Source organism: Streptomyces sp. NPDC043870 (genome assembly GCF_056435785.1).
In genome coordinates this window covers 85,118-109,940 of sequence record NZ_JBWKDT010000007.1, presented here as the reverse complement: position 1 = coordinate 109,940, position 24,823 = coordinate 85,118, and the positions used below count along the sequence as shown (strand labels likewise).

The 24,823-nt window shown below is 67.7% G+C and carries 22 protein-coding genes; 11 read left to right on the top strand and 11 right to left on the bottom strand.

What is annotated here, in order from left to right; genetic code table 11:
- Positions 1 to 30 precede the first annotated feature (30 nt).
- On the bottom strand, positions 31 to 2,355 hold the full coding sequence (locus AC0699_RS11950) for a DUF6049 family protein (protein WP_478658791.1): 2,325 nt from the start codon (positions 2,353 to 2,355) through the stop codon (positions 31 to 33).
- A gap of 180 nt (positions 2,356 to 2,535) precedes the next feature.
- Here AC0699_RS11950 and AC0699_RS11945 point away from each other — a divergent pair, with 180 nt between their 5' ends.
- Complete coding sequence (locus tag AC0699_RS11945; RefSeq protein WP_478658788.1) at positions 2,536 to 4,002, top strand: CCA tRNA nucleotidyltransferase; 1,467 nt, start codon at positions 2,536 to 2,538, stop codon at positions 4,000 to 4,002.
- 87 nt (positions 4,003 to 4,089) lie between these two features.
- Here the strand turns inward: AC0699_RS11945 and AC0699_RS11940 are convergent, their stop codons facing one another.
- The 3 genes from AC0699_RS11940 to AC0699_RS11930 all read right to left on the bottom strand — a co-directional run bounded on the left by AC0699_RS11940 (position 4,090) and on the right by AC0699_RS11930 (position 7,288).
- The gene (locus AC0699_RS11940; RefSeq protein WP_478658786.1) at positions 4,090 to 5,358 is read right to left on the bottom strand and encodes an MFS transporter; all 1,269 of its coding nucleotides are present in this window, start codon (positions 5,356 to 5,358) and stop codon (positions 4,090 to 4,092) included.
- 78 nt (positions 5,359 to 5,436) lie between these two features.
- The gene (locus AC0699_RS11935; protein WP_478658784.1) at positions 5,437 to 6,519 is read right to left on the bottom strand and encodes an inositol-3-phosphate synthase; all 1,083 of its coding nucleotides are present in this window, start codon (positions 6,517 to 6,519) and stop codon (positions 5,437 to 5,439) included.
- Between the two features lie 52 nt (positions 6,520 to 6,571).
- The gene (locus tag AC0699_RS11930; RefSeq protein ID WP_478658783.1) at positions 6,572 to 7,288 is read right to left on the bottom strand and encodes a PadR family transcriptional regulator; all 717 of its coding nucleotides are present in this window, start codon (positions 7,286 to 7,288) and stop codon (positions 6,572 to 6,574) included.
- Between the two features lie 360 nt (positions 7,289 to 7,648).
- On the opposite strand from AC0699_RS11930, the gene AC0699_RS11925 reads away from it, so the two are divergent.
- Complete coding sequence (locus tag AC0699_RS11925; RefSeq protein WP_478658780.1) at positions 7,649 to 10,354, top strand: transglycosylase domain-containing protein; 2,706 nt, start codon at positions 7,649 to 7,651, stop codon at positions 10,352 to 10,354.
- Between the two features lie 123 nt (positions 10,355 to 10,477).
- Positions 10,478 to 11,980 (top strand): glycosyltransferase family 87 protein, encoded by a 1,503-nt coding sequence (locus tag AC0699_RS11920; protein ID WP_478658777.1) that lies wholly within the window; start codon positions 10,478 to 10,480, stop codon positions 11,978 to 11,980.
- Positions 11,981 to 12,046: 66 nt separating this feature from the next.
- Here the strand turns inward: AC0699_RS11920 and AC0699_RS11915 are convergent, their stop codons facing one another.
- From AC0699_RS11915 to AC0699_RS11905, 3 genes are all read right to left on the bottom strand, one after another.
- Positions 12,047 to 13,078, bottom strand: coding sequence for an alanine racemase (locus AC0699_RS11915; protein WP_478658774.1), 1,032 nt, complete (start codon positions 13,076 to 13,078; stop codon positions 12,047 to 12,049).
- A gap of 64 nt (positions 13,079 to 13,142) precedes the next feature.
- Positions 13,143 to 14,261, bottom strand: coding sequence for a lipid II:glycine glycyltransferase FemX (locus AC0699_RS11910; RefSeq protein ID WP_469768144.1), 1,119 nt, complete (start codon positions 14,259 to 14,261; stop codon positions 13,143 to 13,145).
- A 105-nt stretch (positions 14,262 to 14,366) separates the two neighbouring features.
- A complete protein-coding gene (locus AC0699_RS11905; protein WP_469768143.1) occupies positions 14,367 to 14,684 on the bottom strand; it encodes a hypothetical protein in 318 nt (105 codons plus the stop codon).
- A gap of 284 nt (positions 14,685 to 14,968) precedes the next feature.
- On the opposite strand from AC0699_RS11905, the gene rpsF reads away from it, so the two are divergent.
- The 4 genes from rpsF (at position 14,969) to rplI (ending at position 16,667) form a co-directional block, all read left to right on the top strand.
- On the top strand, positions 14,969 to 15,259 hold the full coding sequence (gene rpsF / locus AC0699_RS11900) for a 30S ribosomal protein S6 (RefSeq protein ID WP_004950685.1): 291 nt from the start codon (positions 14,969 to 14,971) through the stop codon (positions 15,257 to 15,259).
- 73 nt (positions 15,260 to 15,332) lie between these two features.
- Complete coding sequence (locus tag AC0699_RS11895) at positions 15,333 to 15,908, top strand: single-stranded DNA-binding protein (protein WP_469768142.1); 576 nt, start codon at positions 15,333 to 15,335, stop codon at positions 15,906 to 15,908.
- A 57-nt stretch (positions 15,909 to 15,965) separates the two neighbouring features.
- Entirely contained in the window at positions 15,966 to 16,202 is a 237-nt protein-coding gene (rpsR, locus tag AC0699_RS11890) for a 30S ribosomal protein S18 (RefSeq protein ID WP_005315025.1), read from the top strand.
- 18 nt (positions 16,203 to 16,220) lie between these two features.
- Positions 16,221 to 16,667 carry a 50S ribosomal protein L9 gene (gene rplI / locus AC0699_RS11885; protein WP_453662024.1) on the top strand — a complete coding sequence of 149 codons (447 nt, stop codon included), beginning with the start codon at positions 16,221 to 16,223 and terminating at the stop codon, positions 16,665 to 16,667.
- Positions 16,668 to 16,781: 114 nt separating this feature from the next.
- Here the strand turns inward: rplI and AC0699_RS11880 are convergent, their stop codons facing one another.
- Positions 16,782 to 18,119: an MATE family efflux transporter gene (locus AC0699_RS11880; RefSeq protein WP_478658769.1), complete on the bottom strand. Its 1,338-nt coding sequence runs from the start codon at positions 18,117 to 18,119 to the stop codon at positions 16,782 to 16,784.
- Positions 18,120 to 18,543: 424 nt separating this feature from the next.
- Between AC0699_RS11880 and dnaB the strand changes: the two genes are divergently transcribed.
- The 4 genes from dnaB (at position 18,544) to AC0699_RS11860 (ending at position 22,483) form a co-directional block, all read left to right on the top strand.
- Positions 18,544 to 20,028, top strand: a complete 1,485-nt coding sequence (gene dnaB, locus AC0699_RS11875) for a replicative DNA helicase (protein WP_478658767.1) — start codon at positions 18,544 to 18,546, stop codon at positions 20,026 to 20,028.
- Positions 20,029 to 20,477: 449 nt separating this feature from the next.
- Positions 20,478 to 20,717: a hypothetical protein gene (locus AC0699_RS11870; protein WP_478658765.1), complete on the top strand. Its 240-nt coding sequence runs from the start codon at positions 20,478 to 20,480 to the stop codon at positions 20,715 to 20,717.
- Positions 20,689 to 20,934 (top strand): hypothetical protein, encoded by a 246-nt coding sequence (locus AC0699_RS11865; protein WP_478658762.1) that lies wholly within the window; start codon positions 20,689 to 20,691, stop codon positions 20,932 to 20,934. The genes AC0699_RS11870 and AC0699_RS11865 overlap by 29 nt, the downstream gene beginning before the upstream one ends.
- Positions 20,935 to 21,100: 166 nt before the next feature.
- Positions 21,101 to 22,483: a serine hydrolase domain-containing protein gene (locus AC0699_RS11860; protein WP_478658760.1), complete on the top strand. Its 1,383-nt coding sequence runs from the start codon at positions 21,101 to 21,103 to the stop codon at positions 22,481 to 22,483.
- A 101-nt stretch (positions 22,484 to 22,584) separates the two neighbouring features.
- On the opposite strand, the gene AC0699_RS11855 is transcribed toward AC0699_RS11860, so the two are convergent.
- The 3 genes from AC0699_RS11855 to AC0699_RS11845 all read right to left on the bottom strand — a co-directional run bounded on the left by AC0699_RS11855 (position 22,585) and on the right by AC0699_RS11845 (position 24,775).
- Positions 22,585 to 23,760: a winged helix DNA-binding domain-containing protein gene (locus tag AC0699_RS11855; RefSeq protein ID WP_478658757.1), complete on the bottom strand. Its 1,176-nt coding sequence runs from the start codon at positions 23,758 to 23,760 to the stop codon at positions 22,585 to 22,587.
- Between the two features lie 25 nt (positions 23,761 to 23,785).
- Positions 23,786 to 24,238, bottom strand: a complete 453-nt coding sequence (locus tag AC0699_RS11850; RefSeq protein WP_478658755.1) for an N-acetyltransferase family protein — start codon at positions 24,236 to 24,238, stop codon at positions 23,786 to 23,788.
- Between the two features lie 63 nt (positions 24,239 to 24,301).
- Positions 24,302 to 24,775 (bottom strand): MarR family winged helix-turn-helix transcriptional regulator, encoded by a 474-nt coding sequence (locus tag AC0699_RS11845; RefSeq protein ID WP_478658753.1) that lies wholly within the window; start codon positions 24,773 to 24,775, stop codon positions 24,302 to 24,304.
- Positions 24,776 to 24,823 lie beyond the last annotated feature (48 nt).

Genomic DNA, 24,823 nt, shown 5'->3' with positions numbered 1-24,823 from the left:
TCGTCCCCGGCCGACCGGCCACGACATCGCTCAACGGTCCACTTTCTCACCCGTGCTCGACGGGTCGGCGCTTTCCGGTCCGGTGTCCGGTGTCAGGTCACTCGGCTGCTCCGGGCCGTCGCCCTCTGCACCCGCTGGGCCCTCTTCAGCCGGTTGGGCGGCCGCGGCGGCATCGCGAGCCGCCGCGCGCTTGCGCTGGGTGTACATCCTGACGCCTGCGAGGACGAGAAGCAGCACGCCGCCGGCGATGACGAGCATCACAGTCGGGGTGATCTCGGAGACCTTGACCGTGAAGGTCATGGGGCCGCCGTACAGCTTGCCGTCCTCGGTGTAGAGCTGCGCCGTCACCTGCACCGGTCCGTTGGCGTTGGCCGCGGCGGCGAACTTCACCGACTGGCTGTGCCCGCCGTCGATCTCGACCGGCTGCTCGGCGATCACGGTGCTGTCGTCCAGCTTGAGGCGTGTGGGGTTCGAGGACTTGATCCGAAGGACGAGGTTGTCGACCCCCTGGACCAGCTTGTTCTGCACCGTCACGGGGATCGTGGCGCTGCGGCCCGACAGCGTCAGTGCCGACTTCTGGATCAGCCGCACCTCAGTGGTGAGGTTCTTGAGATAGCTCTGCACCCCGCTGCGGTACTGGGCCGCCGGGGTCGCCTTGCCGCGCCAGGACGTGGACATCTCCCGGTTGATCGCATTGCCGAACGGGGTCACCACCCGGTCCGGGGACGTGAGGATGACCTTGAAGTTGTCGAGGGTCTCCTGGGTGGACTTGATGTCCTGAAAGGTCCGCACCGGCAGCTCCCGCGTGCGGAGCTTCTTCGGATACTGCGAGGAGGCCGGAACCTGGGTGGTGGCGTCGGGGTCGGGCTTGGCCGACGCAGCCGCGATCAGGTCCAGTGGCTGGGTCCAGCGCTCGCCGGCGAGGCCCTGCAGCGCCTTCGCCATCGTCTGTGCCTGGGCGGACGTCGGCATTCGCTGCGGGGCGACCACGATGCTCCGCTGCGCGTCCGGCGCCTGAAGGGTCAGAGCCTGCGTCTGGGCCAGGAACTCCTGGACCGCCTGGGTCGAGGCCCCCGCCTTGCTCATGTCCCCGTAGAACGCGGTCGAGAGCCGCCCGTCCGCCACGACCGCCGTCGTGCCGCCGCCGATGGGCCGCGCCGCGGAGGGCGTGTAGGACACCGAGCCGGTCTCGCGGAGACTGTCGCTTCGGGCGATGATCTTGTGTGCTCCGGCCGAGGTCGCGACATCGACGATCGGCGGGTCGATCGCGCCCTCCATCGGCCAGGCGAAGTCGATGGACGGCTTCACATGGAGGATCGTCTCAACGGTCGACTCGGCCACCGCTGTGGCGGGCTGCAGATGGCTGAGGGACCCGGAAACGTCCTTTCCACGGTGTGCGAGGGAGGCCAGGTCGGGGTCGCCGAACGGCAGGGCGACGACCTTGCGGCCCTGGACCGCCTCTTCGAGAGTGCTCAGCCACTTCTTGGCCACGGCCTGGTTCCGGCCGGGGATCGTGGCGCCCTGATCGTTCCTGATCCGGTAGTTCCGGGTCATCGCGTCGACCGAGGCCAGTAGGTCCGGGTCGATGACCCAGGTCACGGGCAGCTGACTGCCGAGGGAGACGAGCTGCTCGAGCCGGCCTCCCGGGGCGAGCTCAGTGGCCAGGGTGTCGTTCTCGAAGACCGGGGTCTGCTGCTCGTCCGAGCCGGTCTCCGCCGACAGATGCGTCGTCGAGATGAGCGGCCAGAGGAAGGTGAGCTGGGTCCTCTTGCCGGTGGCCTCCGGCTGCCACGGGAGGAACGTCCGCTCGATGCCCAGCACCCGCTCGCGCGGCTCGCTCTGGGTCTGTCCGGAGAGAGAGACACCGAGCTGGTACACGCCCTCCTCGTCGAGCTTGAGCTTGCTGACCGGGACGGTCAGCTTGAATTCCTGGCCGATGCCCGAGGCCAGCCGGGCGAACCTGACGGTGTACGGGCCGCCGAGCTCCTCGGCGTCGCTTTCCGGCGAGTAGGTGGTACGCGCGGACGCCTCGTCGATCTCCGGCCGGTCCGCCATGCGCGGTCCGACGCGCAGATCGACCTGCGCGTCCGTGACCGGTTCCTTGCCCTTGTTCGTCACGGTGCCCGTGATGGTGAGCGTGTCGTCTTTCACAGGGGCGCTGGGTGACAGGTCGTGCAGTGCCACATCGACGGTGCGGGATTCGCTACCGTCTGTTGCGGCGTACGCAGCCGGTGCCGCTGGTACGTACAGCAGACCGGCGAGCAGTGGAGTTCCCGCGAGGAGGGCGGCTGTGCGCCGCAGCCACCGGCGGGCAGGAGAAGGACCCATCCCCTGGAATTCTGCCGCCTCGGCCACGCGCTCGTCCGTCCCTCGTCGTCTGTTGCCGTTGGTGGGTGTCGCTAGGTGCGTCCACGAATGGTAACGAGGTGCGCTGCGACGAAGTGCTGGGGACTGCTCCACATGATCAGAAGAGTGGCGTGAGCGCGAGGGAAACAGGGAAGCTCGCGTGCGCGCGGGCACGTACTCTTTTCTGTTGTGCCGAACGCCAACGAAGACAACCTCACCGAACTGAGCCAGGTGCAGCGCCGCGCTGTGAGCGAGCTGCTGCGCGTGTCCCCTGTGGCCGATGACCTCGCCCGCCGATTCCAGCAGGCCGGGTTCAGCCTCGCGCTGGTCGGCGGCTCGGTGCGGGACGCGCTGCTCGGCCGGCTCGGCAACGATCTCGACTTCACCACTGATGCCCGCCCCGAAGACGTTCTGAAGATCGTCCGGCCGTGGGCTGACTCTGTGTGGGAGGTCGGGATCGCGTTCGGCACGGTTGGGTGTCAGAAGGACGCCCGTGTCGGAGACGCCCTGCAGCGCTTCCAGGTCGAGGTCACGACGTACCGCTCCGAGGCGTACGACCGGACCTCCCGCAAGCCTGAGGTGTCCTACGGCGACTCCATCGAGGAAGATCTCGTCCGTCGCGACTTCACCGTGAACGCGATGGCCGTAGCGCTGCCGGAGAAGGAGTTCATCGACCCGCACGGCGGTCTGGAGGACCTCGCGGCGAGCGTTCTGCGTACCCCTGGCACCCCCGAGGACTCGTTCTCCGACGACCCGCTGCGCATGCTGCGGGCCGCGCGCTTCGCCGCTCAGCTGAACTTCGAGGTGGCCCCCGAGGTCATCACCGCCATGAAGGAGATGGCCGAGCGGATCGAGATCGTCTCCACGGAGCGGATCCGTGATGAGTTCAACAAGCTCATCCTCTCCCCGCACCCCCGGAAGGGTTTGGCGCTCCTGGTCGACACCGGTCTCGCTGGACACTTCATCCCCGAACTGCCGGCTCTCCGACTGGAGAGTGATGAACACCACCGGCACAAGGACGTGTATGAGCACTCGCTGACCGTGTTGGAACAGGCCATCGACCTGGAGGAGAGCGGACCGGATCTCGTACTCCGCCTCTCTGCGCTCCTGCACGACATCGGTAAGCCGAGGACGCGGCGGTTCGAGACGGACGGCCGGGTCTCGTTCCATCATCACGAGGTGGTGGGCGCCAAGATGACCAAGAAGCGGCTGACGGCGCTCAAGTACTCCAACGACTTGGTCAAGGACATCGCCCGGCTGGTGGAGCTGCATCTGCGTTTCCACGGGTACGGCACCGGCGAGTGGACCGACTCGGCGGTGCGTCGGTACGTGCGGGACGCCGGCCCTCAGCTGGAGCGACTGCACAAGCTGACCCGCTCGGACTGCACCACGCGGAACAAACGGAAGGCGAGCGCGCTGTCGCGTGCCTATGACGGGCTCGAGGAGCGCATCGTCGAGCTCAAGGAGCAGGAGGAGCTGGATTCGATCCGTCCGGACCTGGACGGGAACCAGATCATGGAGATTCTGGGTGTCGGCCCCGGCCCGGTGATCGGCAAGGCGTACGCGTTCCTGCTCGAGCTGCGGCTGGAGAACGGGCCGATGGAGCATGACGATGCCGTCGCGGCCCTCAAGGACTGGTGGGCAACTCAGGGCTGACCCCGAAACGGGTGCCATGTTTCACGTGAAACATGGCACCCGTCGTGTTGGGAGGGGTGGCGATGTTTCACGTGAAACATCGTCCCGCTAGCGCACGCCTCCCGTGCGTCGCCACCGGAGCATCATCGCGGCGACCGCCCCGTAGATCGCGGCGACCATGAGGACCAGCGGGACGGATCTGCCGTCGGGAGGCAGCATCAGGGCGGTCACACCCGCAGCGCCGACGAAAGCGACGTTGAACAGCATGTCGTAGAGGGAGAACACCCGACCTCGGTAGGCGTCATCAATGGACGTCTGCACGACCGTGTCGGTGGTGATCTTGACTCCCTGGGTGACGAGGCCGAGAACGAACGCGGCGGCGAGCGTCGGTACGGGAGTGAAGGGAAGGCCGAGGGCCGGTTCGAGGATGGCCGCCGCCCCCGTGCACATCGCCACCCAGCCGTACTGGCCGAGCCGGTCGACCGCCCAGGGGGTGGTGACAGCCGCGGCGAAGTACCCCGCGGCTGAGATGGCCACGGCCAGACCCAGGAGAGCCAGCCCTTCCGACTCCGTCTTCGACCATGCGTAGCGGCAGAGCATCAGGACCATCACGGTCAGAGAGCCGTAGCAGAAGCGGACCAAGGTCATAGCGATGAGGACCTGGGTGGCGGCCCGCCGCTTGGTCAGATGACGCAGCCCGCTGATGAGGCCGCGGGCTGTCGACGCTACAGCTGCGGCCAGTCGTGGCTGCACCAGCTCCGGATCGGGGCCGAGGAGTCCACGGTCCATACGCAGCGATGCGAGCGCGGCGCAGAGGTAGAGCGTTGCGCCGAGCAGCACCACGGCCGCGTCCGAGTCGGAGGCGACCAGTCGTACGACGAAGGCGAGCCCTGCTCCCGCAGTGGCGGCGAGGGTGCCCGCCGTCGGCGAGACGGCGTTGGCCATGACGAGCCGCTCCTCGTCGACGACACGTGGCAGTGCGGCGGAAAGTCCGGCCAGGATGAAGCGATTGACGGCTGTGACGGACAGCGCAGAGGCGTAGAAGAGCCAGTCGGGTACGGACGCGAGGATCAACACGGCGGTGCAGCAGGCGAGGGCGGCCCGCAGCAGATTCCCGTAGAGGAAGACCTGACGCCGCTGCCAGCGATCCAGGAGGACACCCGCGAAGGGGCCGATCAGTGAATACGGCAGGAGCAACACCGCCATGGCGGAGGCGATCGCGCCGGGGGAGGCTTGGTTCTCCGGAGAGAAGACGACGTGCGTGGCGAGCGCGACCTGGTAGACGCCGTCGGCCGACTGGGAGAGCAGCCGTACGGCAAGCAGGCGGCGGAAGTTCGTCAGGCGCAGGAGTACGCGCAGATCACGTACGACAGGCATGTGGGCAAGCGTCACACACGAAGAGGGTCCCCGGGCGGATTGCCCGGGGACCCTCAACGATCGGACAGCGGACGAGCCTTAGCGCTCGACCTCGCCCTTGATGAACTTCTCGACGTTCTCGAAGGCCTCGTCGTCGAAGTACTGCACCGGCGGGGACTTCATGAAGTACGAGGACGCGGAGAGGATCGGGCCGCCGATGCCGCGGTCCTTGGCGATCTTCGCGGCGCGCACGGCGTCGATGATGACACCCGCCGAGTTCGGGGAGTCCCACACCTCGAGCTTGTACTCGAGGTTCAGCGGGACATCGCCGAAGGCGCGGCCCTCGAGGCGGACGTACGCCCACTTGCGGTCGTCCAGCCACTGCACGAAGTCCGACGGGCCGATGTGGACGTTCTTCTCGCCCAGCTCACGGTCGGGGATCTGCGAGGTGACTGCCTGAGTCTTCGAGATCTTCTTGGACTCAAGACGCTCACGCTCGAGCATGTTCTTGAAGTCCATGTTGCCGCCGACGTTCAGCTGCATGGTGCGCTCGAGGCGGACACCGCGGTCCTCGAAGAGCTTCGCCATGACGCGGTGCGTGATGGTGGCGCCGACCTGCGACTTGATGTCGTCGCCGACGATCGGGACGCCTGCCTCGGTGAACTTGTCCGCCCACTCCTTGGTACCGGCGATGAAGACCGGGAGAGCGTTGACGAAGGCGACCTTGGCGTCGATGGCGCACTGCGCGTAGAACTTCGCAGCGTCCTCGGAACCGACGGGCAGGTAGCAGACGAGAACGTCGACCTGCTTGTCCTTGAGGGTCTGGACGACGTCGACCGGGGCCTCGGCGGACTCCTCGATGGTCTGTCGGTAGTACTTGCCCAGACCGTCGTAGGTGTGGCCGCGCTGTACGGTCACGCCCGTGCTCGGCACGTCGCAGATCTTGATGGTGTTGTTCTCGCTGGCACCGATGGCGTCGGCGAGGTCGAGGCCGACCTTCTTCGCGTCGACGTCGAAGGCGGCGACGAACTCGACGTCACCAACGTGGTAGTCGCCGAACTGGACGTGCATCAGACCGGGCACCTTGCCGGCCGGATCTGCGTCCTTGTAGTACTCGACGCCCTGCACCAGCGAGGCGGCGCAGTTGCCCACGCCGACGATGGCTACGCGAACCGAACCCATTCCGGTTGCTCCCTGTGTGTTCTCGTACGAGACCCTGCGTGGATGCGGGGTCTCACTTGGTGGTGTCATCGGACGGATCCGGCGGGTTGGAGTGCCCGGAAGGGCTCCCCTCGGGGGACACTGCGCCCCGGTGCCGGGGCAGGCCGCCCGTCTCTACAGATGTGGTGTCCTGCTGAGCGTCCTCGGAGGCGGAGGATCGTCGCTGATCCCGCCCCGCCCGCTCGCTCTCGATGAGCTCGTTCAGCCAGCGCACTTCGCGCTCCACGGACTCCATGCCGTGCCGCTGCAGTTCAAGCGTGTAGTCGTCGAGGCGCTCGCGAGTGCGGGCGAGGGAGGTACGCATCTTCTCCAGACGCTCCTCCAGCCGACTGCGCCGGCCCTCCAGCACCCGCATCCGCACCTCGCGCTCCGTCTGCCCGAAGAAGGCGAACCGGGCCGCGAAGTGTTCGTCTTCCCAGGTGTCGGGGCCGGTGTGGGAGAGGAGCTCCTCGAAGTGCTCCTTACCTTCTGCCGTCAACCGATAGACGATCTTGGCCCGACGCCCCGCGAGCGAGGCGGCAAGGGCGTCCTCGGGAGCGCTGCCCGGCTCCTCGATCAACCAGCCGTTGGTGACCAGCGTCTTGAGGCAGGGGTAGAGGGTCCCGTAACTGAAGGCCCGGAAGATCCCAAGCGACGTGTTGAGCCGCTTGCGCAGCTCGTATCCGTGCATCGGGGCCTCGCGGAGCAGGCCGAGAACGGCGAACTCGAGGATGCCGGAGCGTCTGCTCATCGATCGCCTCCTCCGCCTTCCCTGACTGCTATGCCGCTCTGATGTATCGACTCGATACATCCAGACGATAGAACGGCGCTCTTGCCGCTACAAGAGGAGGCATCGTGACCGGCGTCACATCATCAATTCGCGGCAATCGAGATGCCTGTTTTGGGGTGAATTTCGACGCCGGGTGGTTTTTGGTCGTGCGTAGTCTGTGCGGCATGCAGACCACCGGGAACCGTGTGACGCCACCGAGCGTCATCGTCCTGGATGCATTGCGGATGAGCCCTTCACGGGGCTGGTCCGTATTGATGCGGGGGGACCGGATCTCAACTGCCGCTTCCAGGCCTTCGCGCCTGCCCTAGGAGTAGTCGTTCGATGAGCGAGCACCGTCGCAAACCGCCGCAGCCGCAGGGTGGCGGACGTGCCGCGGCCAGGCGCGCCGCCCAGCAGCCTCCATCAGGCCGCCGCGCTGCCCCGCCCCGGGGCACGAGCACCGGAACCCCCTCTGCCTCGTACGGGCAGGAGGAGCGAGCGTACGGAGGCCGGGCAGAGGCTCGGCGTGCCGCCCAGCGGGGCGGTGGTGGCCGCAGAAGGGCCGCGGAAGACGGTGGCGCGGGCCACGGAGGCTATGGCGGCGGTCGGCGCGGCCGCGGCGGCAACCCGGGCAAGAAGCGACTGATCGACTACCCGCGCCACGACAAGTACGGCTGGCGGCGCTGGGTCCCGTCGTGGAAGCTCGTCACCGGCCTGTGTCTGGCCTTCCTCGGCAGCCTGATGGCGGCGGGGACCATCGCGTACGCGATGGTGGGCATCCCGGACCCGCAGAAGGCGGCCGCGGCGCAGAACAACGTCTACTACTGGGATGACGGCACTCAGATGGCTGCCACCGGTGGTGAGATCAACCGGCAGATCGTCCCCTACGAGGCCATCCCCATCGAGATGCGTCACGCGGTGATGTCGGCCGAGAACAAGACGTTCGAAACCGACTCGGGCATCGACCCCATGGGTATCGCCCGTGCCGTCGTCAACATGGCCAAGGGCGGGCAGACGCAGGGTGGCTCGACCATCACCCAGCAGTACGTCAAGAACGCGATGCTGGGTGACCAGTCACAGACCTTGAGCCGTAAGGCCAAGGAACTCTTCATCTCCATGAAGGTGGGCGCCGAACTGGAGAAGGAAGAGATCATGGCGGGCTACCTGAACACGTCCTACTACGGCCGTGGCGCCTACGGGATCCAGGCCGCGGCGCGTACGTACTACGACAGGGACGCCAAGGATCTCAGCCCGGCCCAGTGCGCGTTCCTCGCCTCGCTGCTCAAGGGCGCCACGTACTACGACCCGGCCGGCTCCACGGAGATCGACCGGGCCGCGACCCGCGAGGCCAACACCGCCCGCGCCGTGAAGCGCTGGAAGTGGATCATGAACGAGATGGCCAACGACGGCTATCCCGAGTATTCCTCCAAGTACGCGGTGGCTGCCAAGGGGGCTTTCCCGATGCCCGAGCAGCCGAAGAAGAACGCCCAGCTCAGCGGGCAAACCGGTTATCTCGTCGACCTTGCCAAGGCCTACTTCATCAACAAGAACGACGAAGGCATCACGGCCGAGGACCTCGCCAAGGGCGGCTACGAGATCCACACGACTTTCCAGAAGCCCAAGGTCGAGAAGCTGAAGGCCGCGGTCGAGAACGTCCGCAAGAAGAACATCGACCCGAAGGAACGCCCGGAGACGGACACCCACGTCCAGTTCGGTGGAGCCTCGGTGAACCCGGAGACGGGTGCGATCGTCGCAATCTACGGCGGTGAGGACGCGACCAAGCACTTCACCAACAACGCGGACGAGACCGGTGCCCAGGTCGGCTCGACGTTCAAGCCGTTCGTTCTCGCCGCTGCCATGCGTTACGGCGTACGCGACCCGCAGCTCCCGTCTGATCAGGGTGACGAGAACCGCACGCTCGTCGATCCCGACAAGAGCAAGTACAACGCCGTCAACAAGCTCAAGATCAAGAGGTATGACGGCACCGTCTGGCGCAACGAGAAGGGAGAGGAGTGGCTGCAGCGCAATGACGGCGACAAGTCGTACAAGGACATCACCTTGCGCGAGGCCATGATCCGCTCCGCCAACTCCCCCTTCGTGCAGCTGGGCATGGATGTCGGCATCGAAAAGGTCAGGAAGACGGCGATCGATGCGGGCCTGCGGGAGGACTCGCTGGTCAAGTCGAACGTCCCGTCGTTCTCGATCGGTATCTCCAGCCCCAGCGCGATTCGTATGGCCGGTGCCTACGCGACCTTCGCCGCCAATGGCGAGCAGCGTGAGCCGTTCTCCGTCAAGCGGGTTGTCCATGAGGGCAGGGACGTCTACAAGCACGAGGACGAGTCTCAGCAGGCCTTCTCCTCCGCGATCGCCAGCAACGTGACCGATGTGCTGAAGGACGTCGTCGAGGACCCCGCCGGCACCGGCCGGAACGCGGCGCTCCCGGACCGGGACGTCGCCGGGAAGACCGGTACGACCGACGGCAACAAGTCGGCGTGGTTCGTCGGCTACACGCCTCAGCTGTCGACCGCCATCGACATGTACCGGATGGACGACAACGCGAAGAGCAAGAACCGCGCGTTCCTGGAGATGTTCGGCACAGGTGGCCAGCAGAAGATCCACGGTTCGTCGTTCCCGTCCGAGATCTGGCACGACTACATGGCGGCGGCGCTGAAGGGCGAGAAGGTCGAGCGCTTCCCCGAGCCGGAGTCCCTGGACGCCGAGCCCGTCTTCGGCGGCGGTCTGTCCAGCCCCGAGCCGTCGCCTTCCCCCACGCCCTCGCAGACGCCGTCCGCGAGCCCGTCCGAGACGCCGTCCCAGACGCCGTCCCGTACTCCCAAGCCCAGCAACTCCTGTGACCCGTTCGACTGGAAGTGCACGCCTACGGGCGGTCAGGACGGCGGTGGCACCAATGCCGGTACTGACGCCGGCACCACCGACGGTGGGACGACGGATGGAGGGGTCACCACCAGTCCTTCACCAGACACCACGAGCGGTACCACCAATGGCAACGGCAATGGCAACGGCGGCTGGTTCGGAGGAACGGGCTGACAGCCCTTCTCTTCGAACCAGCCACGAGGGCCGCCGCACCGGAACGTCGATTCCGGTGCGGCGGCCCTCGCCGTTGTCCACAGGCCGTACGCGTCCACAGCCCCGTACGGCAGGATGTGCTCCATGCCGAGCCCACAGAAGACGATCGTGCAGAAGGACCAGCCGCTGGTATGTCCCACGCAGCGGGACGAGGTCGCGGCGGCCGGCAGTGAGCTGATCGGTGGTCCTGTGGGCCGCTGGGCGTGGGTCGGCAGCGGCTGGTTCACACCTGTGCGGGTCGTCGCCCTGGTGGCGATCGGGATGTTCGCGCTCGGCATGGTGCAGAAGATCCCCTGCTACGACTGGGCGTGGTTCCGTGGCACCAGCTCGCAGTACACGCACGCCTGCTACTCGGACATCCCGCACCTCTTCCTGGGGCGGGGCTTCGCCGACGGTCTGGTCCCGTACTTCGACCGGCTGAGCGGCGATATGGAGTACCTCGAATACCCCGTTCTGACAGGGCTGTTCATGCAGGCCGCCACCTGGCTGACGCCATCCGGCGGGTCCATCCAGCACCGCGAGCAGATGTACTGGATGGTCAATGCGGGCATGCTGCTGATCTGCACCGCCGTCATCGCCGTGTGTGTTGCCCGCACACACCGCCGCAGGCCCTGGGACGGGCTACTGGTCGCGCTCGCGCCCGCGTTCGCCCTCACCGCCACCATCAACTGGGATCTGCTGGCCGTGGCCCTCACGGCGGCGGCGATGCTCATGTGGTCACGTGGACGGTCCCTGGCCTTCGGCATCCTCATCGGACTCGCGACCGCCGCCAAGCTCTATCCGGTCCTGTTGCTCGGTCCTCTCCTGGTGCTGTGCTGGCGGGCGGGCAAGTACCGGGCGTACGGGGCAGCCCTGCTGGGTGCGGCGGGCTCCTGGCTGATCGTGAACCTGCCGGTGATGCTGCTCGCCCCCGAGGGGTGGAAGAAGTTCTACACCTTCAGCCAGGAGCGGCAGGTCGACTTCGGCTCCTTCTGGCTGATCATCACCCAGCGCACGGGCGAGCCGCTCGACGTCGACACGGTCAACACATACGCGACGCTGCTGATGCTGCTGGCCTGCGCAGGTCTCGCAGCGCTGGCGCTCACCGCACCGCGCCGGCCGCGGTTCGCGCAGCTCGCCTTCCTGGTCGTGGCGGCGTTCATCCTCACCAACAAGGTCTACTCGCCGCAGTACGTGCTGTGGCTGATCCCTCTCGCCGCGCTGGCCAGGCCCCGTTGGCGGGACTTCCTGATCTGGCAGGCCTGCGAGGTCATGTACTTCCTGGGGATCTGGATGTACCTCGCGTACACGACAAGCGGCGACAAGCACCAAGGCCTGCCCACGGAGGGCTACCAGCTGGCGATCGCCGTGCATCTGCTGGGGACGCTCTACCTGTGCGCCGTGGTCGTACGGGACATCCTGATGCCGGAGCGTGACGTCGTACGGCAGGACGGGACCGACGACCCGTCCGGCGGGGTGCTGGACAGGGCGCAGGACGTGTTCGTGCTCGGTCAGGCGGCGCATCCACCGCGTCACGCCGCGCACGCGGTTGAGGGGCCGCGGGTGGAGTGGGGAACCACAGGGACCGCGGGGACCGCGGGAGGCTAGCCGTGGCGCGCGCCGCGCGGGACCGGCAAAGGGCGGCCGGGCCGGGCCCGTGGGCAGGCCCAGGCCCTAGCGGTCGACCAGGCGGTCGAACTGAGTGGTCGTGTGGCGCAGATGGGCGACCAGTTCATCGCCTACCTTCGGCTCCTGCGAGTCCGCCGGTACGAAGAGGATCGACACCTGCATGTGCGGCGGCTCGGCGAACCAGCGCTGCTTGCCTGCCCAGACGAACGGCGACAGATTGCGGTTGACGGTCGCCAGACCCGCGCGGGCGACGCCCTTGGCGCGCGGCATGACGCCGTGCAGGGCCTTCGGCGCCTCCAGGCCGACCCCGTGGGACGTGCCGCCCGCGACGACCACCAGCCAGCCGTCCGAAGCGGCCTTCTGCTGGCGGTAGCCGAAACGGTCGCCCTTGGCGACGCGGGTGACGTCGAGGACAGAGCCCCGGTACTCGGTCGCTTCGTGGTCACCGAGCCACAGCCGCGTGCCGATCCGCGCACGGAAGCGGGTCTGCGGGAACTGCTGCTGGAGCCGCGCCAGTTCCTCGGCGCGCAGATGGCTCACAAACATGGTGTGCAGGGGCAGCCGCGCGGCGCGCAGCCGGTCCATCCAGGCGATGACCTCCTCGACCGCGTCGGAGCCGTCCGTGCGGTCCAGCGGCAGATGCAGGGCGAAGCCCTCGAGGCGTACGTCCTCGATCGCCGCGCTCAGCTGGCCCAGTTCCTGCTCGGAGACGCCGTGACGCTTCATGGAGCTCATGCACTCGATGACGACACGCGCGCCGACCAGGGCGTGCACACCGTCGACCGAGGAGACCGAGCGGATGACCCGGTCCGGCAGCGGAACCGGTTCCTCGCCTCGCCGGAACGGGGTGAGGACGAGGAGGTCGCCGCTGAACCAGTCCTTTATCCGGGCCGCTTCATAGGTCGTGCCCACGGCGAGCATGTCCGAGCCGAAGCGGGTCGTCTCTTCGGCGAGGCGCTCATGACCGAACCCGTAGCCGTTGCCCTTGCAGACCGGGACAAGGCCCGGGAACTGGTCGATCACGGACTTCTGGTGCGCCCGCCAGCGTGCGGTGTCTACGTAGAGGGAGAGCGCCATGGCCGGACCGGAACCTTTCTGGTGGCAGCGGTGTATCAGAGATATGAGCGAGGTTACGGAAGGATCAGCGGCGCGACATGTAGATGTCGAGCGCCTTGTGCAGGAGCTTGTTGAGCGGGAAGTCCCACTCACCGACGTATTCGACGGCCTCTCCGCCGGTGCCGACCTTGAACTGGATCAGACCGAAGAGGTGGTCGGTCTCGTCGAGCGAGTCGCTGATACCGCGCAGGTCGTAGACGGTGGCGCCCATGGCGTAGGCGTCGCGCAGCATCCGCCACTGCATCGCGTTCGAGGGCCGGAACTCGCGGCCGATGTTGTCGGAAGCGCCGTACGAGTACCAGACGTGCCCGCCGACGACGAGCATCGTCGCCGCAGACAGGTTCACCCCGTTGTGCCGCGCGAAGTAGAGACGCATGCGGTTCGGGTCCTCGCTGTTCAGCACCGTCCACATGCGCTGGAAGTACGAAAGCGGGCGGGGCCGGAAGCGGTCTCGCTCGGCCGTGATCTCGTACAGCCGCTGCCACTCGGCGAGGTCGTCGTAGCCGCCCTGGACGACCTCGACGCCGGCCTTCTCGGCCTTCTTGATGTTGCGCCGCCACAGCTGGTTGAAGCCCTTGAGGACATCGTCGAGCGACCGGTTGGCCAGGGGCACCTGGTAGACGTACCGGGGCTGTACGTCACCGAAGCCGGCGCCGCCGTCCTCACCCTGCTGCCAGCCCATCTTGCGCAGCCGGTCCGCGACCTCGAAGGCGCGCGGCTCGATGTGGGTGGCTTCGACGTCACGCAGACGCTTCACATCCGGGTCCTGGATACCGGCCTTGATCGCAGGCGCGTCCCAGCGGCGGATGACGACCGGCGGGCCCATCTTCACGGAGAAGGCGCCCTGGTGCTTGAGGTGCGCCAGCATCGGCTGCAGCCAGTCGTCCAGGTTCGGGGCATACCAGTTGATCACCGGGCCCTCGGGCAGATACGCCAGGTACCGCTTGATCTTGGGCAGCTGGCGGTACAGGACGAGACCGACTCCGACGAGCTCCCCGCTCTTGTCGAACCAGCCAAGGCTCTCCGAGCGCCACTCGGTCTTGACATCCGCCCACGCCGGGACCTGGCAGTGACTCGCCGCGGGCAGGCTCTGGATGTATGCCAGATGCTGCTCTCGGCTGATGGTCCTCAGGGTCAGGCTCATGCGGGGTGCTCCTCGGCAGGTGTGTCCCCATGGGTCAGGGGCTCCGGCTCTCGCGCCGAAGCCTACTGGGCCGTGGCAACACCCCGCGTGGCCGTGAGCGAAGGGCTAGTAGCCGATCAAGCCGCCGAAGAGCCCGCCGTGTGCCATCCCGAGGAAAAAGCCCAAGGCTGAGGCACCGAGTCCGATGATCAGGAGGAAGCGTTCACGGGTCGTGGCGGAGATGAACTGGCCGTACGCGCCCGTGAGGATTCCGATCAGCCCGGACCAGGAGCTGAGCAGGTGGAGGCTGTCGAACAGGGCGGACACAAAGGCCACGACACCCAGGACCAGGGTCACCACCATCAGGGTGTCCTGGAGTGGATGGGGTTTGCCGTCCGTGGCGAGGAGAGAGCCGGTGGGGTTCGATCGCATTGTCTGTGCCATGAAGCACCTCCTGGCGTTCCCGGAAAGGCGGCGCACTGTGACGCCGCCCACACCCGATGGATACAGGGTGCGGCCCCTCGCAGCCGGATTTCAACCGGAAGCGGGTGTGCGGGTACTCTGTACGGTCTGCACCGGTGTCTGCCCAGGCCAGTACTCGATCCCTCGCTTGTCGAGGCCGATTGTCAGTGGCGCCTGATTTACTCGTAGACATCGATGCTTACGCATCACGACCCTCCTGCCACGGAACGACCGTGGCCGCTGAGTCCAAAGGAGGTGGGTTCCACATGCGTCACTACGAGGTGATGGTCATCCTCGACCCCGATCTCGAGGAGCGCGCTGTCTCCCCGCTGATCGAGAACTTCCTCTCCGTCGTCCGTGAGGGCAACGGAAAGGTTGAGAAGGTCGACACCTGGGGCCGTCGTCGTCTCGCTTACGAGATCAAGAAGAAGCCCGAGGGCATCTACTCGGTCATCGACCTGCAGGCCGAGCCTGCGGTCGTCAAGGAGCTCGACCGCCAGATGAACCTGAACGAGTCGGTCCTCCGGACCAAGGTCCTCCGTCCCGAGACCCACTGAGCGCCTAGCTCAGAGGTCATCGGGTTCGAGTAGCAGCAAGCAGCCAGCAGCAATCCCGCCGAGAGGTTCACCCATGGCAGGCGAGACCGTCATCACGGTCGTCGGCAATCTCGTCGACGACCCCGAGCTGCGCTTCACCCCGTCCGGTGCGGCGGTCGCGAAGTTCCGCGTCGCGTCCACTCCCCGCACCTTCGACCGTCAGACCAATGAGTGGAAGGACGGCGAGAGCCTGTTCCTCACCTGCTCGGTCTGGCGTCAGGCGGCGGAGAACGTCGCCGAGTCGCTCCAGCGCGGCATGCGTGTCGTCGTGCAGGGCCGGCTGAAGCAGCGGTCCTACGAGGACCGCGAGGGAGTCAAGCGCACGGTCTACGAGCTGGACGTCGAGGAAGTCGGCCCCAGCCTCAAGAACGCCACGGCCAAGGTCACCAAGACCACCGGTCGCGGTGGCCAGGGCGGCTACGGCGGCGGCCAGCAGGGCGGCGGCAACTGGGGCGGCGGTCCCAGCGGTGGCCAGCAGGGTGGCGGCGGTGCTCCCGCCGACGACCCCTGGGCCACCAGTGCGCCGGCCGGCGGTCAGCAGCAGGGCGGCGGCGGTGGCGGCTGGGGCGGAAGCTCCGGCGGCGGCTACTCGGACGAGCCCCCCTTCTAGGGATCCGTCCCAGGGGCAGCTCGTACCCCCACTTCTTGATCACACAGGAGATACACCATGGCGAAGCCGCCTGTGCGCAAGCCGAAGAAGAAGGTCTGCGCTTTCTGCAAGGACAAGACCGCGTACGTGGACTACAAGGACACGAACATGCTGCGGAAGTTCATTTCCGACCGCGGCAAGATCCGTGCCCGTCGCGTGACCGGCAACTGCACGCAGCACCAGCGTGACGTCGCCACGGCCGTCAAGAACAGCCGTGAGATGGCGCTGCTGCCCTACACGTCCACCGCGCGCTAAGGGAAGGGTGACCGAAAAATGAAGATCATCCTCACCCACGAGGTCTCTGGCCTCGGTGCTGCCGGTGACGTCGTCGACGTCAAGGACGGCTACGCTCGCAACTACCTGGTCCCGCGCGGTTTCGCGATCCGCTGGACCAAGGGTGGCGAGAAGGACGTCGAGCAGATCCGCCGCGCCCGCAAGATCCACGAGATCGCGACCATCGAGCAGGCCAACGAGATCAAGGCCCGCCTCGAGGGCGTGAAGGTGCGTCTGGCCGTTCGCTCCGGCGACGCCGGCCGCCTCTTCGGCTCCGTGACTCCGGCTGACATCGCTTCCGCGATCAAGTCCGCCGGTGGTCCGGACGTCGACAAGCGCCGCGTCGAGCTCGGTTCGCCGATCAAGACCCTGGGCTCGCACCAGGTGTCCGTGCGTCTGCACCCCGAGGTTGCCGCGAATCTCGGCATCGAGGTTGTCGCCGCCTGAGCGACCGCTCGCAGAGCATGAGAGGGCCGCACCTGCCGGGTGCGGCCCTCTCGCTGTTTCACGTGAAACGGGATCGGCGGCTGTTTCATGTGAAACAGCCATAGCAGCCGCTCGTCAGCGCGTTGCTCCCGTGACGATCCAGCGGCCGGAACGGGTGCGCAGCCACAGGGTCAGCATGCGGCCCGTCATCATCAGTGCCATCGCCCACCAGAGCGCGGTCAGTCCTCCGTCGAGGGCAGGGACGAGCAGGGCGACGGGAGCGAAGACCGCGAGGGTCACCACCATCGCCCCAGCCAGATAGGGGCCGTCTCCGGCACCCATGAGGACACCGTCCAGCACGAAGACCACGCCGGCGACCGGCTGGGAGATCGCGACCACGAGCAAAGCCGGAAGCAGGGTGTTCTGGACCGCTGGGTCGCCGGTGAAAAGAGGGACGAAGAGCGGACGGGCCAGCACGATCAAAGCTCCGAGCACCAGGCCCGAGACGATGCCCCACTGCACCATGCGGCGGCAGGCCTCGCGTGCGCCTTGGGGATCGTCGGCGCCCAGATATCGGCCGATGATCGCCTGTCCGGCGATGGCGATCGCGTCCAGTGCGAAGGCCATGAGGCTCCAGAGGGCGAGAATGATCTGGTGCGCAGCGATATCGGTGTCGCCCAGGCGCGCCGCAACGGCAGTGGCGATCAGCAGGACAGCGCGCAGGGAGAGCGTACGGACCAGAAGCGGGACGCCGGCCTGAGCACTGGCTCGTATGCCTGCGGCGTCGGGGCGCAGCGAGGCGCCGTGCCGGCGGGCTCCGCGGATGACCACGACGAGATAGGCGGCAGCCATTCCGCACTGGGCGATGACGGTGCCCCAGGCGGAACCTGCGATACCGAGTCCCGCGCCATAGACGAGGCCCGCGTTGAGCGCCGCGTTGGCGGCGAAGCCGGCGATGGCGACGTACAGCGGCGTACGGGTGTCCTGGAGGCCGCGCAGTACACCGGTAGCGGCCATCACGACGAGCATCGCGGGGATACCGAGGCTGGATATCCGGAGATAGGTGGTGGCGTACGGAGCAGCAGTGTCGGAGGCTCCGAAGATCTCGATGAGCCAGGGTGCCATGGGCAAGGTGACCGCGATGACGGCCGCGCCGAGCAGCAGGGCCAGCCAGATCCCGTCCATGCCCTGGCGGATGGCGGCGCCCAGTTCGCCGGCGCCGACCCTGCGTGCGACCGCTGCCGTGGTGGCGTAGGCGAGAAAGACGAAGACGCTCACCGCCGTGGTCAGCAGGGCGGCGGCGACCCCCAGTCCGGCAAGTTGCGGAGTGCCGAGGTGGCCGACGATGGCGCTGTCGACCATCAGGAAGAGCGGCTCGGCGACGAGGGCTCCGAAGGCGGGGACGGCCAGCGCGATGATCTCGCGGTCATGGCGTCGCCGGCTGGTGTTCGGTGCCGTGGGGGCCTGTGTCATGGCGCTCAATCTAATCTTCCACAGGTAAGAGATGCAATGTATCTGTGGTCCTTACCAAACTATGGGACGAGGCTTCTGCTGTGCGCCGTTTGTTCTGATCTTGGTCCAGTCGGGAAAGTTTTTCTCCCCCACAGCCGGTGGACGGAAAAAGAGCAGGTCAAAGCAGTCGCGGCAGAAGTGCTATGACTTTGTCCACAGTGCTGTCCCCCGGTCCGTGCACAGGTTCTGTGGGGTTCTCCACAGCATCTGGTCCGTCGTCCACACGGCCTGTGGATAACCAGATTGGCTGACGGTGCCGACAGCCCTAACGTGGACCGGCGCCCGACGTGCCAGGAAGCGGAGTCGGGCCTCTCGTTTTGTCAGTGCTGTGTCGTAAAAAGAGTGCCATGGCGAGGTCCGCGGAGCGGACGGGAGGAGGTGGCCGGTGAGCATTCCCGAGCCCCTGGACGATCCCTGGGCCGACACCGGTCCGGGTGACCGTCTGCCCGTCTCCCGTCCGCGACGGGGAGAGGGCCGTGGCCGCGGCCGCGAGGAGCAGCACGAGCGGAGCAGGGAAAGCGGCCCCTGGGACGACAGCTCAGCCGGCTTCGAGCGCGTGCCTCCCCAGGACCTCGATGCCGAGCAGTCCGTCCTCGGCGGCATGCTGCTGTCCAAGGACGCCATCGCGGACGTCGTCGAGATCATCAAGGGCCATGACTTCTACCGGCCTGCGCACGAGACCGTCTATCAGGCAATCCTCGATCTGTACGCCAAGGGTGAGCCCGCCGACCCCATCACGGTGGCCGCGGAGCTGACGAAGCGCGGCGAGATCACCCGCGTCGGCGGTGCCTCGTATCTGCACACGCTGGTCCAGTCGGTCCCGACCGCGGCCAACGCCTCGTACTACGCGGAGATCGTCCACGAGCGCGCGGTGCTGCGCCGCCTCGTGGAGGCCGGCACGCGCATCACACAGATGGGATACGCGGCGGACGGCGACGTCGACGAGATCGTCAACTCGGCCCAGGCCGAGATCTACGCCGTCACCGAGCAGCGGACCAGCGAGGACTATCTGCCGCTCGGCGACATCATGGAGGGCGCGCTCGACGAGATCGAGGCGATCGGTTCGCGCAGTGGTGAGATGACCGGAGTGCCCACCGGCTTCACCGACTTCGACTCGCTCACCAACGGTCTCCATCCCGGCCAGATGATCGTCATCGCAGCGCGTCCCGCCATGGGTAAGTCCACGCTTGCACTGGACTTCGCTCGTGCCGCCTCGATCAAGAACAATCTGCCCAGCGTCATCTTCTCCCTCGAAATGGGCCGCAACGAGATCGCGATGCGTCTGCTGTCCGCCGAGGCACGCGTGGCGCTGCACCACATGCGCTCCGGGACGATGACGGATGAGGACTGGACCCGGCTGGCCCGCCGGATGCCCGATGTCTCCCAGGCTCCGCTGTACATCGACGACTCCCCGAACCTGTCGATGATGGAAATCCGCGCCAAGTGCCGTCGGCTCAAGCAGCGCAACGATCTGAAGCTGGTCGTCATCGACTATCTGCAGCTGATGCAGTCCGGAGGCTCCAAGCGGGCAGAGAGCCGGCAGCAGGAAGTCTCGGACATGTCCCGTAACCTCAAGCTGCTCGCCAAGGAGCTGGAGCTCCCGGTCATCGCGCTCTCCCAGCTGAACCGTGGCCCCGAGCAGCGTACGGACAAGAAGCCGATGGTCTCCGACCTGCGTGAATCAGGCTCCATCGAGCAGGACGCGGACATGGTCATCCTGCTGCACCGCGAGGACGCGTACGAGAAGGAGTCGCCGCGCGCGGGTGAGGCCGACCTGATCGTGGCCAAGCACCGTAACGGTCCGACCGCGACCATCACGGTCGCCTTCCAGGGCCACTACTCGCGCTTCGTGGACATGGCCCAGACCTGATCCACGGCCATGCAGGGCCTGATTTTCGCGGCACGGACGTTTGGCGCGGCGCGTCACCTTCTGCACGGGACCTCGCCCCCGCCCCCGGAAGCCGGCCCGCCCGGGCAGGCACTCGGCTACGGGGACTGAAATCCTTCGGCCACTCCGGTGGGCGGTGAGGTCCGGGAGACGAGAGGCGTCCCGAGGAAGCCCACGGAGCTGGGACACGATCACGGGACACGGGCAGAGACAGCCAGGAGAACCACTGCTCAGGAGCATGCCCCAGGACATGGGCCGCGAGATCCTCCAACAGCCGTGCAGGGCCTCGAGCCCGTCCCCATAGGGTCGCCCCATGATGGAGCGGCTCGACGAGGTGGACTGGGCAGGGCTCACGCACGCGTACGGCCCGGCGGACGATGTGCCGGTGCTGTTTTGTCAGCGAGGGTGCCCGGACCGAGCGGGGCCGGGCATTGCTGTCCGACCCGGAGCCCGAGGTGCGGCTGGCCGCGGCGAACGATCTGTTGCGCACGGCTGAAGCGCCGTTCCCCGCGGAGCTGGTGGAGTGTGCGGTCGAGGCGTACGCGGCCCGGCCGGTCTCGCTGGGTCGGGGGCCATGGCCCGACCCCTTCCAGCCGCTCGACGAGCGGCTTCTCGACGATCCGGATGCCGCGCGGCGCGCGGATGACCGGGGACCACTCGCTCGCGGTTGAGCACTTCTACGAGCCCCAGATGGAGTCGCTGCGGACGCTGACCGAGATGGGCCGGCTCCCGCGGAAGGCGCGCCCCGCGGTGGAGCGGCTCGCGTGGTCGCGGAGCCGGGTAGCGGCCGCCGACCCGTTCAACGACGGGACCCCGCATGCCGACGACGAGGCGCGCGCCCTGGCAAGGAAGTTGCTGGCCACGGCGCCTGCGGAGGACTTCGAGTGATTCCGGGTCGGGTGGTCAGGCCGGGGACATCAGACGCAGAGCTTTCCCGAGCCGGCTGTGGAGTAGAGACCCCGGGCGCAGGGCGGGTGGTTCGCGCGGCCGCGATGCCTTTCGATACTCAGCGGGCCGGTCGACCCGGGCCGGACCGTTCGGATAGATCTGGTGCATGACCTCACCATTCGATTCGCTTCTGCCCAGTACCGAGCGGGCCCTGCTGCACCGGGTGGCCACCGCGCAGTCCGAAGGGCGCGCCCCCTCTCTCGTCGGGGCGGTGGCCCGGGGCGGACATCGCGTCTGGAGCGGTGCGCGCAGCTGCGTGGACGGCCATGCGCCGGACGCCGACACTCAGTACCGCATCGGCTCCCTAACGAAGACCTTCACCGCCGTGCTGGTCCTGCGGCTGCGGGACGAAGGGCTGCTCGACCTGGGCGATCATCTGGAGAAGCACCTCCCCGGCACGGGGGTGGGTGAGGTCACCGTCGCCCAACTCCTGGGTCACAGCGCGGGGCTGGTTGCCGAGAGTCCCGCGCCGTGGTGGGAGCGCACGCCCGGCGCGCTCCGGCCCGAGCTGAGCGATGTACTCGGCGACAGGCCTCTCCTGCACCCTGTGGGCCGTCGGCACCACTACTCCAACCCCGGTTACACGCTGCTCGGTTCGCTGGTCGAGGCGGTGCGCGGGGAAGCGTGGGCCGAGGTGCTCCGGCGCGAGATCCTGGTACCACTGGGCATGAGCCGTACGAGTACTCAGCCGCAGGCTCCCCATGCGGGCGGATGGGCCGTGCACCCCTGGGCGGATGTGATGATGCCCGAGCCGACCGAGGATCTCGGTCTGATGGCCCCGGCCGGTCAGCTCTGGTCGACCGCCGCCGACATCTGCCGGTTCGCCGGCTTCCTGGCCGAGGGGGACGACCGCGTGCTCTCAGCGGACTCCGTACGCGAGATGCGGACACCGTCGGCGCCGCCGGAGACCGGGGAGTGGGACAGCGGGTACGGGCTCGGTCTTCAGGTCGTACGGAGGGACGGGCGCACGCTCATCGGCCACACCGGGTCGCTGCCCGGGTACGTTGCCTGCCTGTGGGTGTGTGTGGAGGAAGACGTCGCCGCGGTGGTGCTGGCCAATGCCACCTCGGGGCCGCTCCCCGCCGTGGTGGCCGCCGATCTCGTACGCATCGTGGCCGAGGCGGAGCCGTGCTTCCCCGAGCCGTGGCGTCCGATGCCGGAAGTGGACGAGGCGCTGCTGGAGCTGGCGGGGCCCTGGTACTGGGGCACGTACGCCTTCGGGCTGAAGCTGGTGGCGGACCGGGGCCTGGAGCTGTACCCGCTGAAGGCGAACGGCCGCGGCTCGCGCTTCCGTGCCTGCCCGGACGGCACATGGACCGGGCTGGACGGCTACTACGCGGGGGAGACGCTGCGCGTCGTGCGACGGACCGATGGCGCGGTGAGCCATCTCGACCTGGGTTCCTTCGCCTTTACGCGTGAGCCGTACGATCCTGCGGCCGATGTACCCGGTGGGGTGGACGAGGGCGGCTGGCGTGGCCTGAAGCGCTGAAGCCGTGGGCTGTGGGCCGCCGGGCGGCCGCTGTGGTTCCCGGAACGCACGACCGGAGCGATGTTTCACGTGAAACTGGTCCGGCCGGCGAGGCCCGGCGCTCAGGCGGTCAGTTCGCGCTCCAGCGGGGTACGGAAACGCGGCGTGATCCGCGCCTGGCCCACCCATGCCGACAGTCGTGAGGCCTCCGCTTCGATCGCGGTGGAAGCCTCACGTCCGGGGTCCGACAGCAGTCGCCAGACGATCTCGCCGTCAGCGCGCTGGGCCCAGCCTCCGACGATTTCGCCGTTCCACCACACGGTGGGCCCGACGTTCCCGGCGTAGTCGAAGAGGGCAGCACGGTGGTCGGCGGTGAGATGGAAGTCGCGGTCGGCCCAGGCCATGGCGCTCGGGTCGAGCCCGGGCAGTAGCGCTGCCCAGGGTTCAACGGGAGGTTCCGCTGCGGTGTCACCGGGCGCGACATAGCCCACGACGCCGTCGTCGAGCCGGACCTCTTCCGCGCCGCAAGCTGCGAGGGCCTTGCGTACCTGGCCCAGCGTCCAGCCTGTCCACCACTTGAAGTCCGCCTCGGTGGCGGGTCCGTAGCGCAGTAGCCAACGCCGGGTCAGCTCGGCCTGAGCCTCGGCGAGGGGGAGAGCGGGCCAGGGCTCGCTCGACGTCCACATGAACTGGCTCGAGGTCCAGGAGCCACGGGGACGGTCGCGCCGGATGCGGCCGTCAGCGGCGAGCAGCCGTATGACACGGGTGGACACCCCCTGCAGCGTCTCGTACTTCTTGCCCCGGAAAACAGTGATCTTGGTACGGAGGGCGGGGACGGCGGCGGACAGCTCGCTTCCGGTTGACGGGCCGCGGGCGGCGAGTGCGGCCAGGACCGCCTCCTCGGCGTCGGCGAGCCAGCGCTCGTCCAGCCCGTTCCCGTCCTCCAGTAGATGCTTGACCAGGGTCTTGCGCTCCTTGACGGCGATGGCGTGTCCGGTCGAGGCGGCGACGTAGGGGGCGAGCTCCCGGGAGACGACGAAGAGCGTATGGCGCATGGAGAGCAGCCGGACCAACGAGACGTCCTCGTACAGCGCGCGCTCCACATCGGCGGTGGTGGCGTGGGCGAGGCGGGCGCGGGCGGAGAGGAAGACGGTTGCGGCATCTGTGCCGTGGAGCGCGACCACCGCATCGGCAGCCTCCACTGCGGTGGAGGCGCGCACGGAGGGCGCCAGGAGATGGCGCCGCCCGAGGCGGGTACGGCGTTCTGCCGCGCTGATCCGATGCGGTGCGCTACTCATGACCGGATCGTAGGACGGTTGCCGGTCAGAGCGCGCGCTTGAAGCCGATGTGCGAGGCCTCGAAGCCGAGGCGATCGTAGAAGCGGTGGGCGTCGGTGCGGGAGACGTCGGACGTGAGCTGGACCAACTGGCAGTTCTGGCGCCGGGATTCGTCGATGGCCCATTCGATGAGCTGGGTGCCCAGGCCGCTGCCGCGTTCCTCGGCGTGGATGCGTACCGCTTCGATGATCGAGCGGTTGGCGCCGCGCCGCGAGAGGCCGGGGATGACGGTGAGCTGCAGCGTGCCGACGACTCGGCCGTCCCGCTCTGCGACCACGAGATGCTGGTTCGGATCTTTCGCCATTCGCTCGAACGCAGCGGTGTACGGGGTGAGGTCGTCCGGCGACTCGCGCCGCGTGCCCAGCGGGTCGTCGGCGAGCATCGCCACGATCGTGGGGATGTCGGCGGGGAACGCGGGCCGTATCTGGAGATCGCTCATGTTCCGCAGCCTATGCGGGTGCGGCTTCGACGGTCCGCCCGTAGCAATGCAGGCGTACGGCGCCTACGCCGGTACCCCTGCGGTGGGGATCTTCAGCTCCTCGACCGTCCTGACCAGGGGAGCCAGCTCGGGGTTCTTCGCGGCCTCGTCGAGCGCCCTGCGCAGTGCGCTGTCGTTCGTCGGCCGCGCCTCGGAGAGCAGCTTCAGGCCGGCCTCCGTGACATCGGCGTAGATGCCGCGGCGGTCGGTGTCGCAGAGATAGCGGCTGAGCAGCCCTCGGTCCTCGAGCCGGGTGACCAGACGGGTCGTGGCGCTCTGGCTGAGCACGACGGCGTCGGCGACCTGCTTCATCTGGAGATGGCCGCCCGGTCCGTTGTGCTGACGGCTCAGGACATCGAGGAGCGAGTACTCGCGCACGCTCAGATCGTGCTTGGCCTGGAGTGCCCGCTCGATATGGGCCTCGATCCTGCCGTGCAGCAGGGAGAGGGCGCACCAGCTCTGGGCGAGGGCGGTGAGTGCCGGGTCAGTCGCTGTCATCGATCTCTCCTTCGGCGAGGAGCGCCTTGAGGGCCGGGGCAGTGGGCC

Bases quoted from the DNA above. Each gene is read 5' to 3' on its own strand.
- AC0699_RS11925 (WP_478658780.1), top strand. From the start codon at position 7,649: ATGAGCGAGCACCGTCGCAAACCGCCGCAGCCGCAGGGTGGCGGACGT.
- AC0699_RS11855 (WP_478658757.1), bottom strand. From the start codon at position 23,760: ATGAGTAGCGCACCGCATCGGATCAGCGCGGCAGAACGCCGTACCCGC.
- rpsR (WP_005315025.1), top strand. From the start codon at position 15,966: ATGGCGAAGCCGCCTGTGCGCAAGCCGAAGAAGAAGGTCTGCGCTTTC.
- AC0699_RS11920 (WP_478658777.1), top strand. From the start codon at position 10,478: ATGCCGAGCCCACAGAAGACGATCGTGCAGAAGGACCAGCCGCTGGTA.
- AC0699_RS11905 (WP_469768143.1), bottom strand. From the start codon at position 14,684: ATGGCACAGACAATGCGATCGAACCCCACCGGCTCTCTCCTCGCCACG.
- AC0699_RS11910 (WP_469768144.1), bottom strand. From the start codon at position 14,261: ATGAGCCTGACCCTGAGGACCATCAGCCGAGAGCAGCATCTGGCATAC.
- rplI (WP_453662024.1), top strand. From the start codon at position 16,221: ATGAAGATCATCCTCACCCACGAGGTCTCTGGCCTCGGTGCTGCCGGT.
- AC0699_RS11940 (WP_478658786.1), bottom strand. From the start codon at position 5,358: ATGCCTGTCGTACGTGATCTGCGCGTACTCCTGCGCCTGACGAACTTC.
- AC0699_RS11930 (WP_478658783.1), bottom strand. From the start codon at position 7,288: ATGAGCAGACGCTCCGGCATCCTCGAGTTCGCCGTTCTCGGCCTGCTC.
- AC0699_RS11895 (WP_469768142.1), top strand. From the start codon at position 15,333: ATGGCAGGCGAGACCGTCATCACGGTCGTCGGCAATCTCGTCGACGAC.
- AC0699_RS11860 (WP_478658760.1), top strand. From the start codon at position 21,101: ATGACCTCACCATTCGATTCGCTTCTGCCCAGTACCGAGCGGGCCCTG.
- AC0699_RS11935 (WP_478658784.1), bottom strand. From the start codon at position 6,519: ATGGGTTCGGTTCGCGTAGCCATCGTCGGCGTGGGCAACTGCGCCGCC.
- rpsF (WP_004950685.1), top strand. From the start codon at position 14,969: ATGCGTCACTACGAGGTGATGGTCATCCTCGACCCCGATCTCGAGGAG.
- AC0699_RS11865 (WP_478658762.1), top strand. From the start codon at position 20,689: ATGACCGGGGACCACTCGCTCGCGGTTGAGCACTTCTACGAGCCCCAG.
- AC0699_RS11880 (WP_478658769.1), bottom strand. From the start codon at position 18,119: ATGACACAGGCCCCCACGGCACCGAACACCAGCCGGCGACGCCATGAC.
- AC0699_RS11845 (WP_478658753.1), bottom strand. From the start codon at position 24,775: ATGACAGCGACTGACCCGGCACTCACCGCCCTCGCCCAGAGCTGGTGC.
- AC0699_RS11915 (WP_478658774.1), bottom strand. From the start codon at position 13,078: ATGGCGCTCTCCCTCTACGTAGACACCGCACGCTGGCGGGCGCACCAG.
- AC0699_RS11850 (WP_478658755.1), bottom strand. From the start codon at position 24,238: ATGAGCGATCTCCAGATACGGCCCGCGTTCCCCGCCGACATCCCCACG.